At 39.8% G+C, this 20,340-nt stretch carries 18 protein-coding genes; 11 read left to right on the plus strand and 7 right to left on the minus strand.

Going from position 1 to position 20,340, the window contains the following annotated elements; all coding sequences use genetic code 11:
- Nucleotides 1–168 precede the first annotated feature (168 nt).
- The 5 genes from I6E69_RS06470 to I6E69_RS06490 form a co-directional block, all read right to left on the minus strand.
- Complete coding sequence (locus I6E69_RS06470) at nucleotides 169–579, minus strand: hypothetical protein (RefSeq protein WP_002959800.1); 411 nt, start codon at nucleotides 577–579, stop codon at nucleotides 169–171.
- Entirely contained in the window at nucleotides 566–1,903 is a 1,338-nt protein-coding gene (locus I6E69_RS06475) for an ATP-binding protein (protein WP_002959804.1), read from the minus strand. Before I6E69_RS06475 ends, I6E69_RS06470 begins: the two co-directional genes overlap by 14 nt.
- A complete protein-coding gene (locus tag I6E69_RS06480) occupies nucleotides 1,897–2,571 on the minus strand; it encodes a response regulator transcription factor (protein ID WP_002959806.1) in 675 nt (224 codons plus the stop codon). The genes I6E69_RS06475 and I6E69_RS06480 overlap by 7 nt, the downstream gene beginning before the upstream one ends.
- A gap of 3 nt (nucleotides 2,572–2,574) precedes the next feature.
- Complete coding sequence (locus tag I6E69_RS06485; RefSeq protein WP_002959808.1) at nucleotides 2,575–2,832, minus strand: PepSY domain-containing protein; 258 nt, start codon at nucleotides 2,830–2,832, stop codon at nucleotides 2,575–2,577.
- A 162-nt stretch (nucleotides 2,833–2,994) separates the two neighbouring features.
- Complete coding sequence (locus I6E69_RS06490; protein ID WP_039488129.1) at nucleotides 2,995–3,297, minus strand: YciI family protein; 303 nt, start codon at nucleotides 3,295–3,297, stop codon at nucleotides 2,995–2,997.
- Nucleotides 3,298–3,486: 189 nt separating this feature from the next.
- On the opposite strand from I6E69_RS06490, the gene I6E69_RS06495 reads away from it, so the two are divergent.
- Nucleotides 3,487–4,911: a sodium-dependent transporter gene (locus tag I6E69_RS06495; RefSeq protein WP_197120853.1), complete on the plus strand. Its 1,425-nt coding sequence runs from the start codon at nucleotides 3,487–3,489 to the stop codon at nucleotides 4,909–4,911.
- Nucleotides 4,912–5,182: 271 nt separating this feature from the next.
- A complete protein-coding gene (locus I6E69_RS06500; protein WP_138489222.1) occupies nucleotides 5,183–5,635 on the plus strand; it encodes a hypothetical protein in 453 nt (150 codons plus the stop codon).
- A gap of 54 nt (nucleotides 5,636–5,689) precedes the next feature.
- Here the strand turns inward: I6E69_RS06500 and glp are convergent, their stop codons facing one another.
- A complete protein-coding gene (gene glp, locus I6E69_RS06505; protein ID WP_197120854.1) occupies nucleotides 5,690–6,907 on the minus strand; it encodes a gephyrin-like molybdotransferase Glp in 1,218 nt (405 codons plus the stop codon).
- Between the two features lie 96 nt (nucleotides 6,908–7,003).
- Here glp and modA point away from each other — a divergent pair, with 96 nt between their 5' ends.
- The 3 genes from modA to I6E69_RS06520 are packed head-to-tail and all read left to right on the plus strand — an operon-like array spanning nucleotide 7,004 to nucleotide 9,399.
- Nucleotides 7,004–7,705, plus strand: coding sequence for a molybdate ABC transporter substrate-binding protein (gene modA / locus I6E69_RS06510; protein ID WP_007375248.1), 702 nt, complete (start codon nucleotides 7,004–7,006; stop codon nucleotides 7,703–7,705).
- Entirely contained in the window at nucleotides 7,692–8,369 is a 678-nt protein-coding gene (gene modB, locus I6E69_RS06515; protein ID WP_002959821.1) for a molybdate ABC transporter permease subunit, read from the plus strand. Before modA ends, modB begins: the two co-directional genes overlap by 14 nt.
- A 1-nt stretch (nucleotide 8,370) precedes the next feature.
- Nucleotides 8,371–9,399, plus strand: a complete 1,029-nt coding sequence (locus I6E69_RS06520) for an ATP-binding cassette domain-containing protein (RefSeq protein ID WP_197120856.1) — start codon at nucleotides 8,371–8,373, stop codon at nucleotides 9,397–9,399.
- On the opposite strand, the gene moeB is transcribed toward I6E69_RS06520, so the two are convergent.
- Nucleotides 9,400–10,158, minus strand: a complete 759-nt coding sequence (moeB, locus tag I6E69_RS06525; protein WP_007375245.1) for a molybdopterin-synthase adenylyltransferase MoeB — start codon at nucleotides 10,156–10,158, stop codon at nucleotides 9,400–9,402. It lies immediately after the preceding gene.
- Between the two features lie 288 nt (nucleotides 10,159–10,446).
- Between moeB and I6E69_RS06530 the strand changes: the two genes are divergently transcribed.
- The 6 genes from I6E69_RS06530 (at nucleotide 10,447) to moaA (ending at nucleotide 20,340) form a co-directional block, all read left to right on the plus strand.
- Nucleotides 10,447–11,916, plus strand: a complete 1,470-nt coding sequence (locus tag I6E69_RS06530) for a NarK family nitrate/nitrite MFS transporter (RefSeq protein ID WP_024595623.1) — start codon at nucleotides 10,447–10,449, stop codon at nucleotides 11,914–11,916.
- Nucleotides 11,917–11,929: 13 nt separating this feature from the next.
- On the plus strand, nucleotides 11,930–13,672 hold the full coding sequence (locus I6E69_RS06535; protein WP_033030635.1) for a bifunctional protein-serine/threonine kinase/phosphatase: 1,743 nt from the start codon (nucleotides 11,930–11,932) through the stop codon (nucleotides 13,670–13,672).
- Nucleotides 13,673–13,681: 9 nt separating this feature from the next.
- Nucleotides 13,682–14,875: an alginate export family protein gene (locus I6E69_RS06540; protein ID WP_033030641.1), complete on the plus strand. Its 1,194-nt coding sequence runs from the start codon at nucleotides 13,682–13,684 to the stop codon at nucleotides 14,873–14,875.
- Between the two features lie 227 nt (nucleotides 14,876–15,102).
- The gene (locus I6E69_RS06545) at nucleotides 15,103–16,626 is read left to right on the plus strand and encodes an FAD-dependent oxidoreductase (protein ID WP_197120857.1); all 1,524 of its coding nucleotides are present in this window, start codon (nucleotides 15,103–15,105) and stop codon (nucleotides 16,624–16,626) included.
- A gap of 29 nt (nucleotides 16,627–16,655) precedes the next feature.
- Nucleotides 16,656–19,352 carry a nitrate reductase gene (locus I6E69_RS06550; protein ID WP_197120858.1) on the plus strand — a complete coding sequence of 899 codons (2,697 nt, stop codon included), beginning with the start codon at nucleotides 16,656–16,658 and terminating at the stop codon, nucleotides 19,350–19,352.
- A 16-nt stretch (nucleotides 19,353–19,368) separates the two neighbouring features.
- A complete protein-coding gene (gene moaA, locus I6E69_RS06555) occupies nucleotides 19,369–20,340 on the plus strand; it encodes a GTP 3',8-cyclase MoaA (RefSeq protein ID WP_197120859.1) in 972 nt (323 codons plus the stop codon).

Consider the following 20,340-nt stretch of genomic DNA (forward strand, 5'->3'; position numbering starts at 1 on the left):
AAAGTTTTCTGGCGAATTCAATTATACCTTATCTTCATGCTGTTTGTTTTTCATACCACAAAGATCAACACGCCCTAGTAGGTAGTTTGTTTTGATATGAATAAATTGTCAAGTAAGCTAAAGGGAGTGAGTAAATAAACGTAACTAGTTTAGTGTGCTTAAGTTACGTCAAAATGGGTGTTTTAGTGATTCTGTAAATTGATTTATAAGCTCAATTTCACACTGTTTATAGCTAATGGCTGCGGTTGTCGCATTAGGAAGTTTTATTAAGTAACGCCATTGGCAGGCGCTCTCAAGGTACTTTTCGTTATTTTTAATGCTGCGCATGAATAACGGCAGTACTTGCGTATTGCCTGTGCTTTCTTGTGATTTAGTTAGCTCATATTTACGCTTTTGTATCCAACTACCTTGTGCTTGTTTTGCTTTATCAATTTGGCTATCTAGGCATTGAATATATCGCTTAGCTTCATCGGTTGTTGCTTTAGCGGCTAAAGTACATGCTTCATCTGCAAAGCTATATTGGCTTGAAGCAAATAACACAATGGCAGTTAGTTTTAATAAATAGTTACTTTTTGTCATTGTAATTAAACTCTAAAATAAATTGAGCGCCGCCTAAGTTATCAGCTTCTGTAATGGTAAGTGTACCGCGATAGGACTTAACCAAGTCAGATACAATTGCCATCCCTACGCCGTGTCCGCTTTCGTATGTATCCAGACGAGTACCCCGTGTAAGTAGAGATTCACGTTTGTCCTCTGGTACGCCAGGGCCATCATCGCTAATTCCAATACACAAAGTTTTGCTTTGAATAACTTGTATTGCTACTTGTGAGCGACACGCTTTACAGGCGTTATCAATCAGATTGCCAAGTAGTTCCATTAAATCTGTTTGGTCACCTAAAAAGTAATCTTTTTCGGTTACGGTGCAGGTAAAAATAATATCTTTATCACGGTACACTTTTGCCATAGCACTGAGTATTGAATCGAGTACTGGCTTAATAGGTGTTTGTTTTTTCCAAGTGTCTGATGCGCCGGTTGCAGCACGCTTTAATTGGTGCTCGATCATCACATTAATTCGGTCGAGTTGTTCTTGTGCATCGGCATCGTTTGCCAATGGACTTGATTTAAGTACCGCAAGCGGTGTTTTAAGTGCATGAGCAAGGTCGCTTAATGAGGCTCTGTAGCGCTCTTTTTGGCGTTGTTGCGACTCAAGTAGCAAATTTAGGTCTGCTTTTATTGTTTGCAGTTCTACAGGGTAGAGGCCTTTAATTTCTTGAATATCACCCGATTCAATTGCTTTTATTTCTTTATCGAGTCGTTGGAGTGGGCGAGCGCTCCAAATAAAACCAATCGCCATCAAGCCTGCAATTGCAATGCCCATTATAAACATCCAATCTACAAGGGTTTGCTTAAAACCATCCATTAAACGAAGTAGAGCGTCATTACGTTTAACTAATATAAAGCGAGCTTGTTCTGATTGATCTATGTTATTTAAAATTACAGTCAGGCTAAGTTGCCAGTACGCGGTGTTATTATACTCCACGCGCCTGAAATCGGCAGCACCGGCTTTGGTTTCTATTTGTTGAGGTACATAGTTTAAGTTTACAGCCGATTCTGAGTTCCAAACAGGATCATCATCGCGGTAAATCATTGCGTAGGTATCTGAATTTAATCTGTTTAACTCAGGCGCTAAAATAGTGCTGGGCATAATAATACCATGCTCAGTAAAGTCGACTTCAGATATTAGCGAGTAAAGCTGTGCTTCGAGAGTTTTTTCTGTCGCATCAACAAGTGAAGCGTAATACGCTTTGCCAATTGAATAAAATAAGATAGGGAGCGCGACTAATAAAACAAAGACAAGGATAAATCCTTGCCTTATTTTTAACGATATTTGCGGTATTACCACTGGCTTTTAAGCCTGTAACCACGCCCACGTAGTGTCTCTACTGGGTTTAGCACACCATCAGGGTCAAGCTTTTTACGCAAACGTAGTACAAATACTTCAATTACGTTTGAATCAAGGTCGAAATCTTGGTCGTAAATATGCTCAGTAAGTTCTGATTTAGAAATTACTTTTTGCGGATTTACCATTAAGTATTCAAGTACTTTATATTCGTAAGCTGTAAGGCTAAGCTCTTTATCATCAACCCATACTTGTTGTGAACGTGTATGAATTTTAATTGGGCCCGCAGTCATTTCTGGATTTGCTTTACCAGCACTGCGACGAATTAATGCATTACAACGTGCAATAAGTTCTTCAACATGAAATGGTTTGGTGAGGTAGTCATCAGCACCTGCATCTAAACCTTCTACTTTATCCTGCCAGCGATCGCGCGCTGTTAAGATTAAAATAGGAATAGTAATGCCTTGTGCTCGTGCTTTATTGATTAGCTCAATACCGTCTATTTTAGGTAAACCTAAATCAACTACGGCCATATCAAGCGGGTATTCTGTAATGTGGAAAAGACCTGCTTCACCATCGTGACATAAATCCACGCTGTAACGTTCTTTTTCTAAAGCATTACGTAGGTTATCTGCTAAATGTAAATCGTCTTCAATAACTAAAATTCGCATTTGTTAATCCTTTTTCACTTCGCCGGTTTTTTTATTTATATGTAAATCAACGACGTGGCCGTCAGATTTGAGTATTCGTACGGTATAAAAATCTGTTTTTTCGGTAATTTTTAAGGTCTTACCGCCTATTGTTTTCTTTGCAAGTATTACGGCTTTCTTTTTGTCCACCTCAGCATGAGATGCTTGGGTGGCCGTCGCTGCTTGAGCAAAGTTAGCTAAGCTAACACAAGCAATAAAACCGAGGCTTAATAATACGCGCATAATGGAAAACTCCTAGACCAGACCCACTTAGTTTAATTAACTAAGTTACTAAAATTCAAGTAAAAACGCTAAATTCGCTTTTATCTCAGTAATTTTAATTAAAATCTTGTGAACAAACCCTGAATTACAGTGCAACGCACGCTCTTAGGGTTTAATACACTTTTAAGCAGGGAACACTTTTTTGAAAGGTTTAACAACTGTATTTTCATAGATGCCAGCGGCAACGTAAGGGTCAGCTGCTGCCCATTCTCGAGCGGCTTCAATTGACTCAAACTCAGCTACAACTAATGAACCGGTAAAACCTGCTTCTTGAGGATCTTCACTATCGACTGCCGGAAACGGACCTGCGGTAAGTAAACGATTTTGAGAATCAAGCTCACTAAGGCGTGCTAAATGTGCCGGGCGTGCTGCTTTTCTGAGCTCTAAGCTATTTTCAACGTCTGTTGAGTGAATCATGTACAACATAAGTAATCTCATAAAAATTGTTAAATTTGATTAACGCAATACTACCACAGCGTTGAAAATTGGTGAATTAAAAGCGTATTTACACAGGTTTACACATCGATTTTATTTTTACACTGTAATTGCTTGAAAATCTCTGTGTAACACTGGTAGAGTCGCTGAAATATACAAAATAATAAAAAGGTTTCAAGCATGAGCGAAAATAGAGAACGATTTAGTTCCCGTCTCGGATTCATATTAGCGGCGGCAGGTTCGGCTGTTGGTATTGGTAATTTAGTTGGCTTTCCGGTTTCTGCTACTAAAAATGGCGGCGGCGCATTTTTATTAATTTACGCTTTATTTGTCGTATTCATTTGTTTACCAGTCATGATGGCTGAAATGGCAATGGGTCGTAACGCTCAAAAAGATCCACTTGGTTCGTATAAGCTATTGTCTAATAACGATAAAAAATGGAAGTTTGCAGGCTTTTTAGCCGTGCTTACGCCATTTATGATTGCTGTATTTTATATGGTAATTACGGTGTGGATTTTTGGCTATTTAACGCAAACAGGCCTAGGTAATTTAGATTTATTAGCAGATCCCGACCACTTTGGTGTTTTTATTAATAGTTACACTGTGTTTGGTTATATGGCCGTTGTGGTTATTATGGTGAACTTAATTTTATTAGGCGGTGTTAAGCAGGGCATAGAAAAAGCCGCTAAGTTTTTAATGCCCGCCTTATTGGTTATGCTGCTTGCCCTCGTTATTTATGTATTAACGCTTGATAACGCAATGGCCGGTGTTAAATACTATATTATTCCTGATTTTTCTAAAATGAATGCAAGTGTCTTAAATGGCGCATTAAGCCAAGCGTTTTTCTCGCTATCTTTGGGCATGGGTATCTTAATGACTTACGCGTCGTATATTTCTAAAAAGGATGACATTGTAAGTAGCGCTAAAATGGTTGCTATTACTGACTCACTTGTTGCGTTTGTAGCTGGTTTAATGGTGCTACCGGCTATATTTAGTTTTGATCCAAATACAGACCCTGCTGCACTTTCTGACTCGTCTGTATCAATGATTTTTGTATACCTACCTAAAATCTTATTAGCACTGCAAAATGATATTGGCTATGTAGGTGCATCTATTGTTGCGTTCTCATTCTTTTTATTAGTATTTTTTGCAGCAATTACCTCACTTGTTTCAATAGTAGAAGTCCCGACTGCAACCTTAAGTGACCGTAAAGGTATTAGCCGTAAAAAAGCATTGGGCATCCTTACACTTTCAACCGGTGTACTTACTATTTTATGTACAATGTCGTTTGGTATGATTGACAGCCTTACTTCGTTCACCAGTTATGGCGGCGTTAATAAGAGCTTTTTTGATATTATTGTTGATGTATTTTACGACACAATTTTACCGCTTAATGGCTTAATGGTGTGTTTGTTTGTAATGTATCGCTGGAAAAAAGCACGCTTAACGCAAGAGCTAAGCTTAGGTTCGCCTAATTATGCGGGAAGCTTGATGGAAAAGTACGTTAACTTTTCACTTTCAACGTTTATTCCTGTCATTCTAGCTGTGATATTTATAAATACAGTGGCGACTAAGTTTTTCCACTTAAAAATATTTGGCTTTTAAATAGACCTCTTTAGAAGCTTATTGAATAATATAATGCCGCTAAGCTCAGCGGCATTTTTTATGAGTGTTTTTTTCAGGTATCTGGTCTAACTATTATACCAACCTGCATAAATCTTTGATCAATTTAACGAATTAAATTGCACTATAACCTCGTTAAAAATTTTTTATTTAGAACAACTAGATACAAAAATTTTTGCCTAGTTCTAGCGTAATTTTCTTAACGTTAAATAGACCCCATATATAAGCAGATTGGTATTAAAGGGATTTAAAAATGAACAAAATTATTATTGTGTTTGCTTTTGCTATTTCATCATTTGGCGCATTTGCACAAAGTGCTGATGGTTGGCCAGAAGGCGGTGCAATGCACACCGGCAATATTTATAATTTAGAGGGCAATAGATATAAAACTAAAATCAGTAAAATGATGGATGAAATTTACCCACAACTAACTGATGATTACCAAGTTGATGCAGTTAAAGCACAAATAAAAGCATGGGAGCAGTATATAGACGCTACATGTAACGTTGTTGGCATAGCAACGGGGGCAGGTGGCTCTTGGCCCTCAACGTATAGTGTTAAATGCGAAAGAAGCCTAAGTTATGATAGATACTTTGCAACTAAAAACGCGCTGAAGTGCGTTAATAGATTAAGCAAAGAAGAGTTTGTAGGGCGTAGCGAAAAGTTAAATTGTTTAATTCAAACATTAAATATAAAAATATTTTAAGGTTTGCAGCATTGCTACAGCTAAATTGTACAGTTAGCTGTAGCATTTTAGGCTTTATAGCAACTCAATACTTACTGTTGCGCCTTTTTCGATATTGCCGCTTTGCGCCGGCACTACAATTAAACAGTTAGCTTTACTAAGCGACGAAAGTACACCCGAACCCTGTTTATTAAACGGAGCAACCATCAAGTCACCTTGCTCGTTAATTGTTGCAGTACCGCGCTGAAAATCAGCTCTGCCAGGGCGCTTTTTAATAACGGATGTAGTAACAGCGTTAAAGCGCATTTTAGGATTTACTTCACCAAGACCCGACAGCTTTTGCAGTGCAGGCTCTACTAACTGATTAAACGTAACAGCAGCCGACACAGGGTTGCCTGGCAAGCCAAAAAAGTAACTGTTAGCTAGTTTACCAAAGGCAAAAGGTTTACCTGGTTTCATGGCTATTTTCCAAAAGTGAATTTCGCCAATTTCGTTGAGCACTTCTTTTGTAAAGTCGGCTTCACCAACCGATACACCGCCTGAGCTTATTACGGCATCGGCAAGTTCGTTCGCTTTCAAAAATGCATTAGTAATGAGTTCTTTGTCATCAGGGATTATTCCTAAATCAAGCACGTCTATATTTTTTTGTTGTAGCGCACTAATAATAACAGCGCGGTTGCTTTCAAAAATAGCGCCTTGTTTAAGCGGCTGACCAGGTTCTATTAGCTCATCACCTGTAGAAAGCACGGCTATTTTTAGGGTTCTTACCACATCTATATTGGCAATTCCTAAAGATGCAAGTAGTCCCACATCAACAGCTTTTAATTTATTGCCTGCTTTTAAAATAACGTCGCCTATAGCAATATCTTCGCCAGCAAAACGCACGTTTTCATTTAGCTCTGGTTGCGCAGTAAACGTAATTTTATCGCCATCAACCGAGGCGTTTTCTTGCATTACAACGCCGTTAGCGCCAGGTGCAATGGCAGCGCCGGTCATTATTCTTACGCATTGACCAGGGGTAAGTGTTTCTTCAAAAACTTGCCCCGCAAACACACTACCTACTTGTGTGTAGGTTAAGCTTTTATCTGAAATACACAGCGCATAGCCATCCATTGCAGAGTTGTTATGAGCGGGTACGTTTATAGTTGACTTAACATCGCTTGCTAAAACGCGATTAACACTTTGCATTATAGAAATGGTTTCAACGTCTTTAACAGGCGTTATTGTGCCAAGTATATTTTGTATTGCAGTTTCAATTGGTAATAAACCGGGTGCATTGCAAACATCGTTCATATATATTGCTTACTTAAATCATTTTATTTTGAAACAATACTTATAATGTCAAAGCTTTACAATACATGGTTGGGTTATTTTTTGTGTGTGATATGCATGCTTTCGTGCAGCGTAAACGCAAAAGAAACGCTGCAAGTAGCCGTAGCGAGTAATTTTAAAACTGTATTGCAAACCCTACTAAAAAAATCCCCATTACCTAATGTTGACGTGAAAATATCAGCAGCTTCTAGCGGTGTTTTATATTCGCAAATAGTGCATGGCGCGCCATTTGATGTGTTTTTATCGGCCGACGATTTTCGCCCACAATCACTTATTAAAGAAGGCTATGCCGAGCAAAGCAGCTTAATCACTTACGCGTTAGGCGAACTTGCTTTGTGGCAACCCAAAGCTGAAAAAGTAAATGATAAAGTAGCCATTGCTAATCCGCGTTTTTCACCATACGGACGTGCCTCAGAGCACTACGCGAATAACCATTTTAAAAAACCAATAAATTATGTGTACGGGAATAACATTACACATGCGTTTCAGTTTGTGCAAAGTGGTAATGTAGGAGTAGGGCTGGTGGCTGTTTCATCCCTAAAGGCGGCTTACAGTAACACGCAAGATCAAAAATATTTAGATTATACCGTGCTGCCTACCAATCAATATCCCGATATAATTCAACAAGGCGTTATTATTAGCTCGACTAAAAAGCATGCTAGCGCTAAGCAACTTATGCAATTTTTAATGGCAGAAGCTACGCAGCAGCAGTTAATTGAATTAGGTTACAGAATAAAGGACAACAATGCTTCAAAGTGATTTAACCGCGCTGTGGTTAACTATAAAACTTGCCTTTATAACCGCAGTGCTCCTTCTTGTTTTTTGTATTCCACTGGCATACAAGCTCGCTGGCTATAACGGTAAATTTAAACCATTTTTAGAGGCATTAATTGCAATGCCTTTAGTGCTACCGCCTACGTTATTAGGGTTTTACTTACTTGTTTTATTTTCGCCTGATCACGCTTTTGGGCAGTTTTGGTTTTGGCTAACGGGTACGCAGCTTGCGTTTAGTTTTCAGGGCGTGGTTATCGGCTCGCTTTTTTATTCACTGCCTTTTGTAATGCAGCCGCTTGTGGCTGGGTTTAAACATATTAATCAAACCTATAACGAAGCTGCCATTGCGCTTGGGTTGAGCCCGTTTAAACGCTTTGTGCATTTAATCATTCCGCTTTTAAAACCCAGTATTGGTAGCGCGTTTGCTTTAGGTTTTGCGCATACATTGGGTGAATTTGGTTTGGTATTAATGATTGGCGGTAATATTCAGGGGCAAACACAGGTGGTGTCTATTGCGCTTTATGACCATGTTGAATCGTTAAATTATACGGCGGCGCATCAGCTTTCACTTATTTTACTGGCTATTTCGTTTGCCTGTTTAGTGCTGTTATTTAAGTTTAATAAAAGCATTGTAGGGGTTAAGCAATAAAATGATTAAGTTAAGCCTTTTTAAAGCACTCAATAATTTTGATTTAGATATAAACCTTGAGCTTGAGTCGTTTAATGTATTGGGTGTTTTCGGACCTTCAGGATCTGGTAAGTCAACATTACTGCGTTGTATTAGTGGTTTAGAGCCTGCAAAAAGTGTTCATATTAATAATCAGCCAGTGCATGAGTTGCCAAGCGATAAACGCGGTATAACGCTTCAGTTGCAATCGTGCCCGTTGTTTCCTCATTTAGATGTGGCAGGTAATTTAGCGTTTACACAAAAACACTGCGGGAATAAACAAACCAGCTTAACGCTTCAATACGTTGTTAAAACACTTGAATTACAAGACTTACTAAATCGTGATGTACAAAGCTTATCGGGCGGCGAGCGCCAACGTGTAGTATTTGCGCGCACTTTGCTTGCCGGTCAGAAATTTATAATGCTTGATGAGCCTTTTAGTGCGCTTGATTGGTCATTGCGTTTTAAAACGCTCACTAAACTCAATGAGTTAGCCGTTAAGTTTAATATTAAATTTATAATAGTAAGTCACTCATTAAAAGAGCTGCTATTTTGCTGCGATACCCTTATTCAGCTTGATAAAGGTAAGGTGATAAACCAAGGTGCAAGTGCGCACGTTGCAAAAGCTATTTACGCAAACGACAGGCAAACACCGCTGAGCTTAATTAATTACGATGTGGTTAAATTTGATGAAGACTACGGGCTATATCAACTGCAATTACAGCAAAGTGAGCAACCGCTTTTTGTGCTTCCTGCACTTGTAGATAGCAGTAATAAGCTAATTATAGAAAGTGAGCAAATGTCGCTTAGTGCGTTAAAGCCTGAGCAAACAACGCATAGCAATGTTTTAAAGTCGGTATTAACTCAGGCTGAGCTTATTAATAATAAGTGGCAGTTAACGCTCAATGTAGATGGGCAAACATTGTATTGTTTGGCATCAAGACGAGTGTGGGACAAAAACGACTTTAAAGTGGGCGATGTGCTTTATACAACAATCAGTAATCTAGAATAACTAAATGCTGCACACTGCACATTGACTGCTTTTAGCTATTTTAAAACGATTAAATTCCATGCTTAAACCATCCACCAGCAGTAAGTGCTCGCTTAAACCACTTGGCAAACCAGCAAGCATTTTTAGCGCTTCAGTAGCCTGAATGCTGCCTATTAACCCCACAATAGGAGAAAGTACGCCGGATTCGGAGCAGCTTTGTGTTTGTTCACTAAAAAATTGCGATAAACAACCATAACAATGGCTATTTTCATCCATAGTAAAACACGCGACTTGTCCTTCCATACGTATTGCAGAGCCAGACACTAGCGGAACTTTAGCTTTAAAACAGGCGCTATTAAGTGCATTACGCGTTGCTAGGTTATCTGAACAATCAATCACTATATCAATGTTATTAAATAATTGTTTTGTAGAGGTATTTACATCAAAAAATGCCTCAATGGTGTTTATATCTATTTCACTATTAAGTGCGTTAAGCTGTTTTTTTGCAGCACTGCATTTTGAGCTACCAATATCACTTTCTTTATACAGTATTTGCCTTTGCAGGTTGGTCACGTCTATTTCATCGTTATCAACTAAGGTAAGCGTGCCAACGCCAGATGCCGCTAAATATTGACTTACCGCACATCCAAGCCCACCCACACCAACAATTAAAGCATGCGATTGCCATAGCTTCTCTTGTCCGTCTATATCAAGCTGCGGCAGCATAATGTGCCGAGAATAGCGTAGTTGCTGTTGGTACGTTAACGGTGCTTTTTGCATTTTTAAACATCTCATACTTTTTTTGAACAATACCAATTTGTTAAATCCTAGAGCAAGCAGTAACGCTTTTTATTTGCACTGTAACAGCCCATACCCCCTCACTCATATAGTGCAACTATAACGCATTAAAATAATAAATGCATATAACCAACTGAAATATATGGTTTTTAATTAGTGGCTCAGTAATTGCTGTATTGGGTTAACTAAAATTTAACAAAGTTTGGGCTGCTACTCATATAAAAGAGTGGGGCATTTATAAAATAATAATACGTTTACGAGGAAATAAACATGCAACCGAGTTCTGGATTTAACTTAATATCCTTTAAAGGAAAAATGAAAGTATTACATCTAAGTTGGATGGTCTTTTTTGTGTCATTTTTTGTATGGTTTAACCATGCTCCTTTATTGGGTGCAATTGCGGGCTCGCTTGGTATTACCATGGCACAAGTTAAAACATTACTAATTTTAAATGTAGCGTTAACTATTCCTGCCCGTGTTGTGGTGGGTATGCTGACCGATAAATTTGGTCCCCGGATTGTTTATGCGGCGCTACTTATTACCTGTAGTATTCCGTGTTTTATGTTTGCTATGGCAACCACATTTGAACAAGCCGCTATAGCGCGTTTTGCGCTAGGCTTTATTGGTGCTGGCTTTGTTGTGGGCATTCGTATGGTGAGTGAATGGTTTCCTGCTAACGAGCTGGGCATAGCAGAAGGTATTTATGGCGGCTGGGGTAACTTTGGTTCAGCAGCAGCGGCTATGTTATTGCCAATTATTGCACTTATGTTTGGTGGCGAAGATGGTTGGCGTTACGCAGTAGGTTTAACGGGTGTATTAAGCGTTATATTTGGTATTATTTGGTACTTAAATGTAACCGATACACCAAAAGGCGGTACATACTTTAAGCCTAAAAAAGTAGGCGCAATGGAAGTAACCAGTAAAGGCGACTTTGTATTACTTCTTATTATGAAAATTCCTATGTATGGTGCACTAGCATTACTTACTTGGAAGCTTTCACCAACCGGTGCTAACCTAATTTCGGCTAACTTTGTACTTGCCGTGTATGCTTTTTTAGTTCTGCTTTATATTTACGAAGTGTATAAAACCTTTGACGTAAATGGTCATATTTTTAAAGAGCCTGTACCTGAGTCTCATCGTTATGAATTTAAGCAAGTGGCTGTTTTAAATATTTTATATTTCACAACTTTTGGTTCTGAGCTTGCGGTTGTATCTATGTTACCGCTGTTTTTTATGGATGTATTTGCGCTTGATATGGTCTACGCGGGTATTTTAGCCTCTGCTTATGCATTTATGAATTTAGCATCTCGCCCAGGTGGCGGTTGGATTTCAGATAAATTAGGTCGTCGTATTACCCTTATTGTACTTACAACGGGTCTTGCTGTTGGTTATTTTGTAATGGGCTTGGTTGATGCATCTTGGCCTTTATGGCTTGCAGTTGTTGCAGCTATGGCGTGTTCGTTCTTTGTGCAAGCTGGTGAAGGCGCTGTATTTGCCGCAGTACCGCTAATTAAGCGTCGTTTAACTGGGCAAATAGCTGGAATGACAGGTGCTTACGGTAATGTAGGTGCAGTAGTGTACTTAACGGCATTGTCACTTGTTGATTATCAAACTTTCTTTTTCATTATTGCGGGTAGTGCATTACTTGGTCTAGCTGCACTGTTTTTTATGAGAGAACCAGATGGCCATATTACCGAAGTAAATGAAGACGGCACCGTTGAACTTATTTCAGTGACTTAAGGCATTATTGACTATGTTTGATGAAACACTCCACGCTAAATCGCTAAAAAATGAACTCAACGTTTCATTTGGCGGGCACAGTGCTAAAGGGTTAAAAGCAGAAAACCAAGATGCGTTTGCAGCTCTTAATACCAAAGCGCAAGAAAAAGAGTCTAAAGGCGTTATTGCCTGCTTAGCCGATGGGTGTTCATCAGCAAAAAATGCTAAACAAGCGTCTCAACTTTCGGTTACTCATTTTATAAATGAGTATTTAAATACCCCCGAAAGTTGGGCGGTTAAAAAGTCAGTGTCGAAGGTGTTAGCAAGTTTAAATCAGTGGCTTTATTCGCAATCGGTTAATTACAATCACTTAGGTCAGCGTCAAGCCGATTGGATGACGACTTTTACAGCACTTATTTTAAAGTCGGCAACGGGTTATATATTCCACTTAGGTGATACGCGTATTACTCGCTTGCGAGGAAATAAAATAGAGGCAATAACACGGGATCACAAAGTAAACGATACGCTAACGCGTGCTCTTGGCGCGCAACTTCATCAAGAAATAGATGTATACGAAGTTGACCTAAAAGCAGACGATATTTATATATTAACCTGCGATGGCGTACACGATGTGCTCCCAAGTAGTGATATAGCTAAATTAATTAACGAGTACACTAATTTAGAAAATGCAGCTAAAGCAATTACCGAACTTGCATTAGCACGAGGCAGTGACGACAACGTAAGTTGTTTACTGGTAAAAGTAGAAAATATTGCCGAGCAAAAGTTAGATGAACTTTACCATTCGCTAACACGACGAAAAATTCCACCAGCGCTTAATGTTGGGCAAAAAATTGATGACTACACGGTTATTCGTAAATTACATGCCAGTAGTCGCTCACACATTTATTTAGTGCAACAAGCGCCCGATATACCGCCAGTGGTTTTAAAAGCACCTTCGGTTAATTTTGAAGACGATGTGCACTACCTTCAAGGCTTTATAAGAGAAGGCTGGGTAGGGCAACGCATAAACCATTTAAACGTGATGAAAGTACTGAGTACGCAATCGCAGAGTCGTTTTTTGTATCATATTTGTGAGTACATGGACGGGCAAACACTCAGTGATTGGAAGCACGACGTGCCGCACCCAGAAATAACCCAAGTACGCAGTATTATTGAACAAATAGTACATGCACTAAGGGCGTTTCAGCGACTCGATATGGTACATCGCGATTTAAAACTCGATAATGTAATGATAGATGCGCACGGTAAAGTAACGCTCATAGATTACGGCACAGTAAGTGTTGCGGCTATGGACGAGTCGGTTAAACAAATTGCGGATGATTGCCCGCAAGGTACTGCCGACTACACCGCACCCGAAACACTTATTACTATGCACGCCGATTTTAAAAGTGATTTGTTTTCACTTGGCGTGATTGCATATGAGTTATTGTGCTCAAAATTGCCTTATAAACCACTGCCACTTAACCACGTAGCGCCAAAAGATTACACCCATTGGCATTACACAAGTATTCGTAAATACAGAGCCGATATTCCGTTTTGGTTAGATCAAGCCCTTATGAAGGCGCTTGCCCCTAAACCTGAGCTCAGATACCAAGCTTTTTCTGAGTTTATAAACGATATCAACAAACCTAATCCTTATTTAGAAAGTACCGCTAATAAAAGTTCAATAATGAAACGCGATCCAGTTATGGTGTGGAAATGTATTTCGCTGTGTTTATTTATTGCTTTGGTATGTGTATTAATAATTAAAACTTAGAGAACCAAAATGCTTAATTACAAGAACAACTTACCTATTATTTTTATACTGGGTTGCTTCACTGCGCCTTCAATAAGCCAAGCTTCGCAAACTGATCTTGATTTTAGACTGCGTTTTGAAAGCGTTGATCAAGAAAATGCCTTAAAAGATGCAAGCGGCTTAACACTTAGAACCCGCTTAACGCATCAAACAGATGAGGTGAATGGTTTTTCAGCCCTTATTGAAGTAGAAGATACTCGCAGCCTATTGGGCGTAGATGATTACAACAATACGGTGGGGAAAAATACTAATTACTCTGTTATTGCAGACCCAGAAAACACTGAGATAGATCAAGGTTTTGTTAAATATGCCCGCGATGGTCTATCGCTAAAAGTAGGACGCCAAGTAATAGCCCTTGATGGGCAGCGTTTTGTTGGGCACGTAGGTTGGCGCCAAGACAGGCAAACCTTTGATGCAGCAACCATTAATTACGCATTTAATAACATAGATTTACAGTACAGTTATTTAAATAAGCGTAACCGCATATTTGCTGACGATAAAGACATTAAATCGTCCGATCATCTAATTAATGCAAGCTTTAAAACAGACTACGGTAAAGTGGTTTTATACAGTTACTTATTAAGTGACGATGCACTACAAGACGACAGTTTAGACACTTATGGCGTTTCTTTTAACGGTAATAAAACCCTAAACGACATAAAATTTTATTACAAAGCGGAGTATGCAACGCAGTCTGCGTCAACAAGCGTGAGTGATTTTGATGCTGATTACTATGCACTTGAAGGCGCTGTGGATTTAAATGGGTTGGGCATAAAAACAGTAACTTTAAAAGTCGGCATAGAGTCACTTGGCTCTGACAATGGCGATTACGGGTTTGCAACACCGCTTGCCACGTTACATAAATTTAATGGTTGGACAGATACGTTTTTAAATACACCCACACAAGGCTTGGACGACACTTACATAAGCTTAAACGGTAAAGCGTTTGACGGAAAATGGCTGGTGGCTTATCACAGTTTTGATGCTAATGAGCAATCAAATGGGGTTGACGATTTGGGTACTGAACTAAACGTACAATACGTTAAACCTATTAATAAACAATACGCAGTGGGTGTTAAATACGCTGATTACTCAGCGGGCGATACTGCTGCTAATAAAGTCGATACTCAAAAATTGTGGGTATGGATGAGCGCTAAATTTTAACCCTCTTTATCTTCTAACATTCACTTGTAATTTATAGCGACACAAGATGGTGCAATTGCACCATCTTGTGGGGCTTTATGCTTTTCACCTCTGCACCAATGTAGGCAACCTGCTGATTTTAAATGCTTATATATTTGGCTTACATATTGCTATAACAAACCTATAACAAATTATTCGATGTCAGTTTTAGTCAATCACTAAAGTAGATATCATTTTAAGGTGGGTAAATGCTAAGCAAGCAGCGTGTTGTAGTGGTAGGAAACGGAATGGTCGGGCACCATTTTGTGCAGCAGCTAGTTTCTCAAAATCAAGCTGATGAGCAATTTGAAATTACGGTACTTAGTGGTGAAGACCGTTTAGCGTATGACCGTGTACAACTATCCTCTTTTTTTAAAGGCAAAACCGCAGACGACCTCGCACTTACATGCAATAAAACCTATGACGATTGGCAAGTACGCTTTCATACTCATTCTAAAGTGGTTGATATAAATCGTGATATGCAAACTGTAACGACCGCTAAAGGGGAGTTGTTTGAATACGACAAACTTGTGCTTGCTACAGGTTCATTCCCATTTGTACCGCCTATACCGGGTAAAGATCGCGAGCATTGCCTTGTTTATCGCACCATTAACGATTTACACGCAATAAAAAATTCAGCCCACGGCAGCAAAGTAGGCGTGGTAATTGGTGGCGGTTTACTGGGGCTTGAAGCTGCAAACGCATTAAAGCAATTGGGTCTGCATACTCACGTAATAGAATTTGCTCCGCAACTTATGGGTGTACAAGTTGATGCTGGTGGCGGTCGGCTACTAAAAAACAAAATTACGGATTTAGGCGTTACTGTGCATACATCGGTAGCAACGGAGGAAATAGTAGAAGGTGAAAGTTGCCGTTACAAAATGTGTTTTAAGGGCGGTAAAACCCTTGAAACCGACATGATTGTATTTTCGGCGGGTATTCGCCCTTATGATAATTTGGCCCGCGAGTTTAATTTAGAGTTAGGCGAGCGCGGCGGTATTGTAATTAATAACCACTGCCAAACGAGCGATAAAAACATATACGCTATTGGTGAATGTGCACTGTGGAATAATTTTATTTTTGGCTTAGTGGCACCTGGTTACGCCATGGCTAAAATAGCAGTTGGGCATATTTTACAAGATACGCAGCAAGGTAGTTTACAAAGTACTGGCTTAGACAATAAAGCCGATGAATTTAGCGGTGCCGATATGAGCACCAAGCTTAAATTAATGGGTGTTGAAGTAGGCTCTATCGGCGATGCGCATGCACGCAGCGAAGGCGCAATAAGCTATTACTTTGAAGACCAAGCCAATGGTATTTATAAAAAAATAGTCACTAATTCACAAAGTAATAAGCTGATTGGCGCGGTACTTGTTGGCGATACCAGCGATTACGACAATTTGCTGCAATATCATTTAAACGACATTGAACTTACCACCGCACCCGAAGCGCTCATTATGCCCCTTGCCGGCGACATAGCAGAGCTAAGCGCCGATGACTTGCCTGATGACGCCATTATTTGCGCGTGTCATAAAGTAACCAAACACACCATTGAACAATCAGTTTCTAACGGCTGCATAGATTTGGCAAGTGTGCAGCAAAGCACCAAAGCCAGTACAGGTTGTGGAGGGTGTGAAAAGCTCGTTCAAAACGTAATAAACAGCGTGCTTGCTAAAGCAAGTAACACTATTAACGTAGTTACCCTTAATGAGCCTGTAAAACAGCCTGCATAAATTAAAGCACACTAAAAGAGAGCAGTAGTATGACAACCGCAAACACGTCACCAACTATAAATAAAACCAGTTTAAAACAAACAACATGTGCTTACTGTGGTGTAGGGTGCGGTGTTGATATTTCACTTTTTAATAATGTGCCAACCAAGCTTGAAGGCATGCGAGAACACCCCGCAAACTTTGGTCGTTTATGTGTAAAAGGCACCCATTTGCTCGACACCACAGGCAGTGATAATCGCTTAACGTCGCCCCTTATTAATAACCAAGCCGTTACGTGGGATGAAGCAACCGACCATGTTGCCAATAAATTTAACGACGTAATACAAAAGCACGGACCCGATGCGGTGGCATTTTATGTATCGGGGCAGTTACTTACTGAAGATTACTACATTGCTAATAAATTAATGAAAGGCTATATAGGCTCAGGCAATATTGATACAAATTCGCGCCTGTGTATGTCATCTGCTGTGGCAGGTTATAAACGCGCTTTTGGTGAAGACGTAGTGCCGTGTACCTACGAGGATTTAGAGCAAACTGAGCTGCTTATTTTAATTGGCTCTAATGCCGCATGGACTCATCCGGTTTTGTATCAGCGAATGGAGCGTGCAAAGCAGCTTAACTCAAATATGAAAGTGGTGGTTATTGATCCGCGTAAAACTGACACCGCTGAGCTTGCCGACACATTTTTAAATATAAAACCAGGCAGTGACGCTGCGCTTTATAACGGTTTGCTTAATTATTTAAATGAGCATAACCACCTCGATACGCAATTTATTGCTCAGCACACAAACGGCTTTGAAAGCGCATTGCAAGAGGCACAAAAGTGGAGCTGTGAGGCAGTTAGCGACTTTTGCGATATAGCAATTGAGCAAGTCACTGAGTTTTACGCGCTATTTGCTAACAGCCCAAGTGCGATTAGCTTTTATTCAATGGGTATAAATCAGTCAAGCTCGGGTGTAGATAAATGCAACGCCATTATTAATGCACATTTAGCCTCAGGTAAATTACTTAAGCCAGGCAGTGGTCCGTTTTCAATTACTGGGCAACCCAATGCGATGGGCGGGCGCGAAGTCGGTGGTTTGGCTAATCAGTTAGCGGCGCACTTAGATATTGAAAACGAAGCGCATCAATCACTTGTACAACGCTTTTGGCTCTCGCCAACTATGGCTAACAAAGCAGGCAGCAATGCTATTGATATGTTTGATGAAATAGCCGCAGGCAAAATAAAAGCAGTGTGGATAATGGCAACAAACCCAATGGTGAGCTTGCCCAATAACGCCGCTATTAAAAAAGCATTAGAGACCTGTGAGCTGGTGGTTGTATCTGACTGTATTGCAAAAAGTGATACGTTAAAATTTGCCGATGTTGCTTTTCCATCAACCGGATGGGGCGAAAAAAACGGCACAGTAACTAACTCAGAGCGCAGAATATCAAGACAGCGCCCGTTAGTAGCGCCTTATTCGGGTGCTAAAAACGATTGGCAAATTATGTGTGAAGTCGCTAAAAAAATGGGCTTTGAAGGTTTTGATTTTACAGATCCAAGTGGCATTTTTGAAGAATGGGCACAATTAACCGACTTTGAAAATAACGGCAGCCGATTATTAAACCTCTCTGGTTTAGTTGGGCTCACAAAAAGCCAGTACGATAACTTAAAACCCATTATGTGGCCTGTTGTTAAAAATCAGCCTTATAAAAACGGTCAGGTTTTTACAAATAACCAATTTAGCACCGCTGATAAAAAGGCGCGTTTTATACCTATAACGCCGCAATTACCTGTGCAACAAACATCAAGTGATTATCCGTTTGTAATGAACTCAGGACGTATACGCGACCAATGGCATACGATGAGCCGCACGGGTAAAAGCACTGCGCTTTCATCGCATATTACACGCCCGTATATTGAAATTAATCCGCTTGATGCCAGTAAATTAGCAATTAAACAAAACGATTTAATAAGCGCGATTGCCCAAACAGGGCAGGTTACCGCGCATGCAAAAGTAACCGATGCTGTGCGAAAAGGTGAATGCTTTATGCCTATTCATTGGAATAAGCAATTTGCATCATCCGCTACAGTAAGTGGGTTGTATCAATCGGTAGTTGACCCTCTATCTGGTCAGGCTGAGTGCAAACACGGCGCTGTTAATATAGTTAAAGCACCCTTTGGGCAATATATGCAGCTGTTTGCTAAAAACGAATTTGTTATAAACAGTGATTTTTGGCTCAAAGTTAATGCAAGTAATTGCTTTAATTACCAATTAGCGCTTAATGAGCCAAAAAGTGATTTACTGTATTACTGCCAAACCTTAACTGGTTTACAAGGGCAGTGGTCGGCTATGAATACGGCAAAAGCCATGCATGTGCAGTGTATTCAAAACGATCAATTAGCGTTTGTTGGTGTTATTTCTAACGAGCAAAAAGAAATATCACTTGAGTGGATAAACCATTTATTTGCAGAGCCATTACTGACCTTTACACAGTTACAGTCTTTGCTTTATGCAACCCCCGATGAAGAATTTACCCAAGGCGTGCAAGTGTGTAGCTGCTTTAAAGTAAGAGAGCAGCCGATTATAAACGCCATTAAAAACGGCGCAAACACAGTCGAGCAATTGGGGTCTGAACTTAAATGCGGCACGAACTGTGGTTCGTGTAAAACACAATTAAGCCAATTAATAAAACAACATTACAAAGCCGATTCTAGCAGCATTGATGTTGCGGTTGAAATGTAAACAAACAAGGAAGCATATGCTTAATGATCAATTTGGTCGGCAGTTTAACTATTTGCGCCTCTCAATAACCGATGTATGTAATTTTAGTTGTAGTTATTGTTTACCAAACGGGTATCAGTGCGATACGCCGCGTAATTTTTTAAATAAAAACGAAATTAGCACGCTGGTAAATGCGTTTGCAGAACTAGGTACTAAAAAAGTGCGCATTACAGGTGGCGAACCGTGCTTGCGAAACGACGTCACCGATATTATAAAACTCTGTAAAAATACACCCGGCATAGAAAAAGTAGCCATTACTACCAACGGGTTTAATTTATTAAATAAAATTGATGAATTTGCCGATGCAGGGCTTGATGCGCTTAATGTCAGTATTGATAGCTTAAATCCGAGTATGTTTAAACTCATAACAGGGCACGACAAACTTAACCTTATTTTAAAAGGGATTGAACGCGCGGTAGATCTGGGCATAAAAGATATAAAAATAAATGCAGTGCTTGCCAAGCAGTTTAATAAAAACCAATTGAAGGATTTTTTAGCGTGGGTAAAACACCACAAAGTTACAGTGCGCTTTATAGAATTAATGGAAACAGGTGACGGCGCAACATTTTTTGAAGAAAACCACTTAAGTGGGCAAACGGTTAAAGCACAACTACTCGACCAAGGCTGGTTACAAGTAGTTAGGGGGAAACTAAACGGACCCGCTGAGGAATTTTGTCATCCTGATTACGATGGTCGTATTGGTTTAATAATGCCTTACAGCAAAGATTTTTGTAAAAGCTGTAATCGCTTAAGGGTGTCGGCGCTGGGTAAATTACACTTATGCTTGTTTGCCGAGCAAGGTATAGATTTACGCGAACTACTAAACGAGAACGATACTGCAGCGACCGTAAAGGCAATTCGAGCCGCTATGGGCAATAAAGAAATAAGCCATGAGCTAGATAAGCGCTTAACAGGTGCGACAACTCACTTAGCCATGTTAGGCGGCTAA

Source organism: Pseudoalteromonas sp. NZS100 (assembly GCF_015864815.1).
Lineage (GTDB): Bacteria > Pseudomonadota > Gammaproteobacteria > Enterobacterales > Alteromonadaceae > Pseudoalteromonas > Pseudoalteromonas distincta.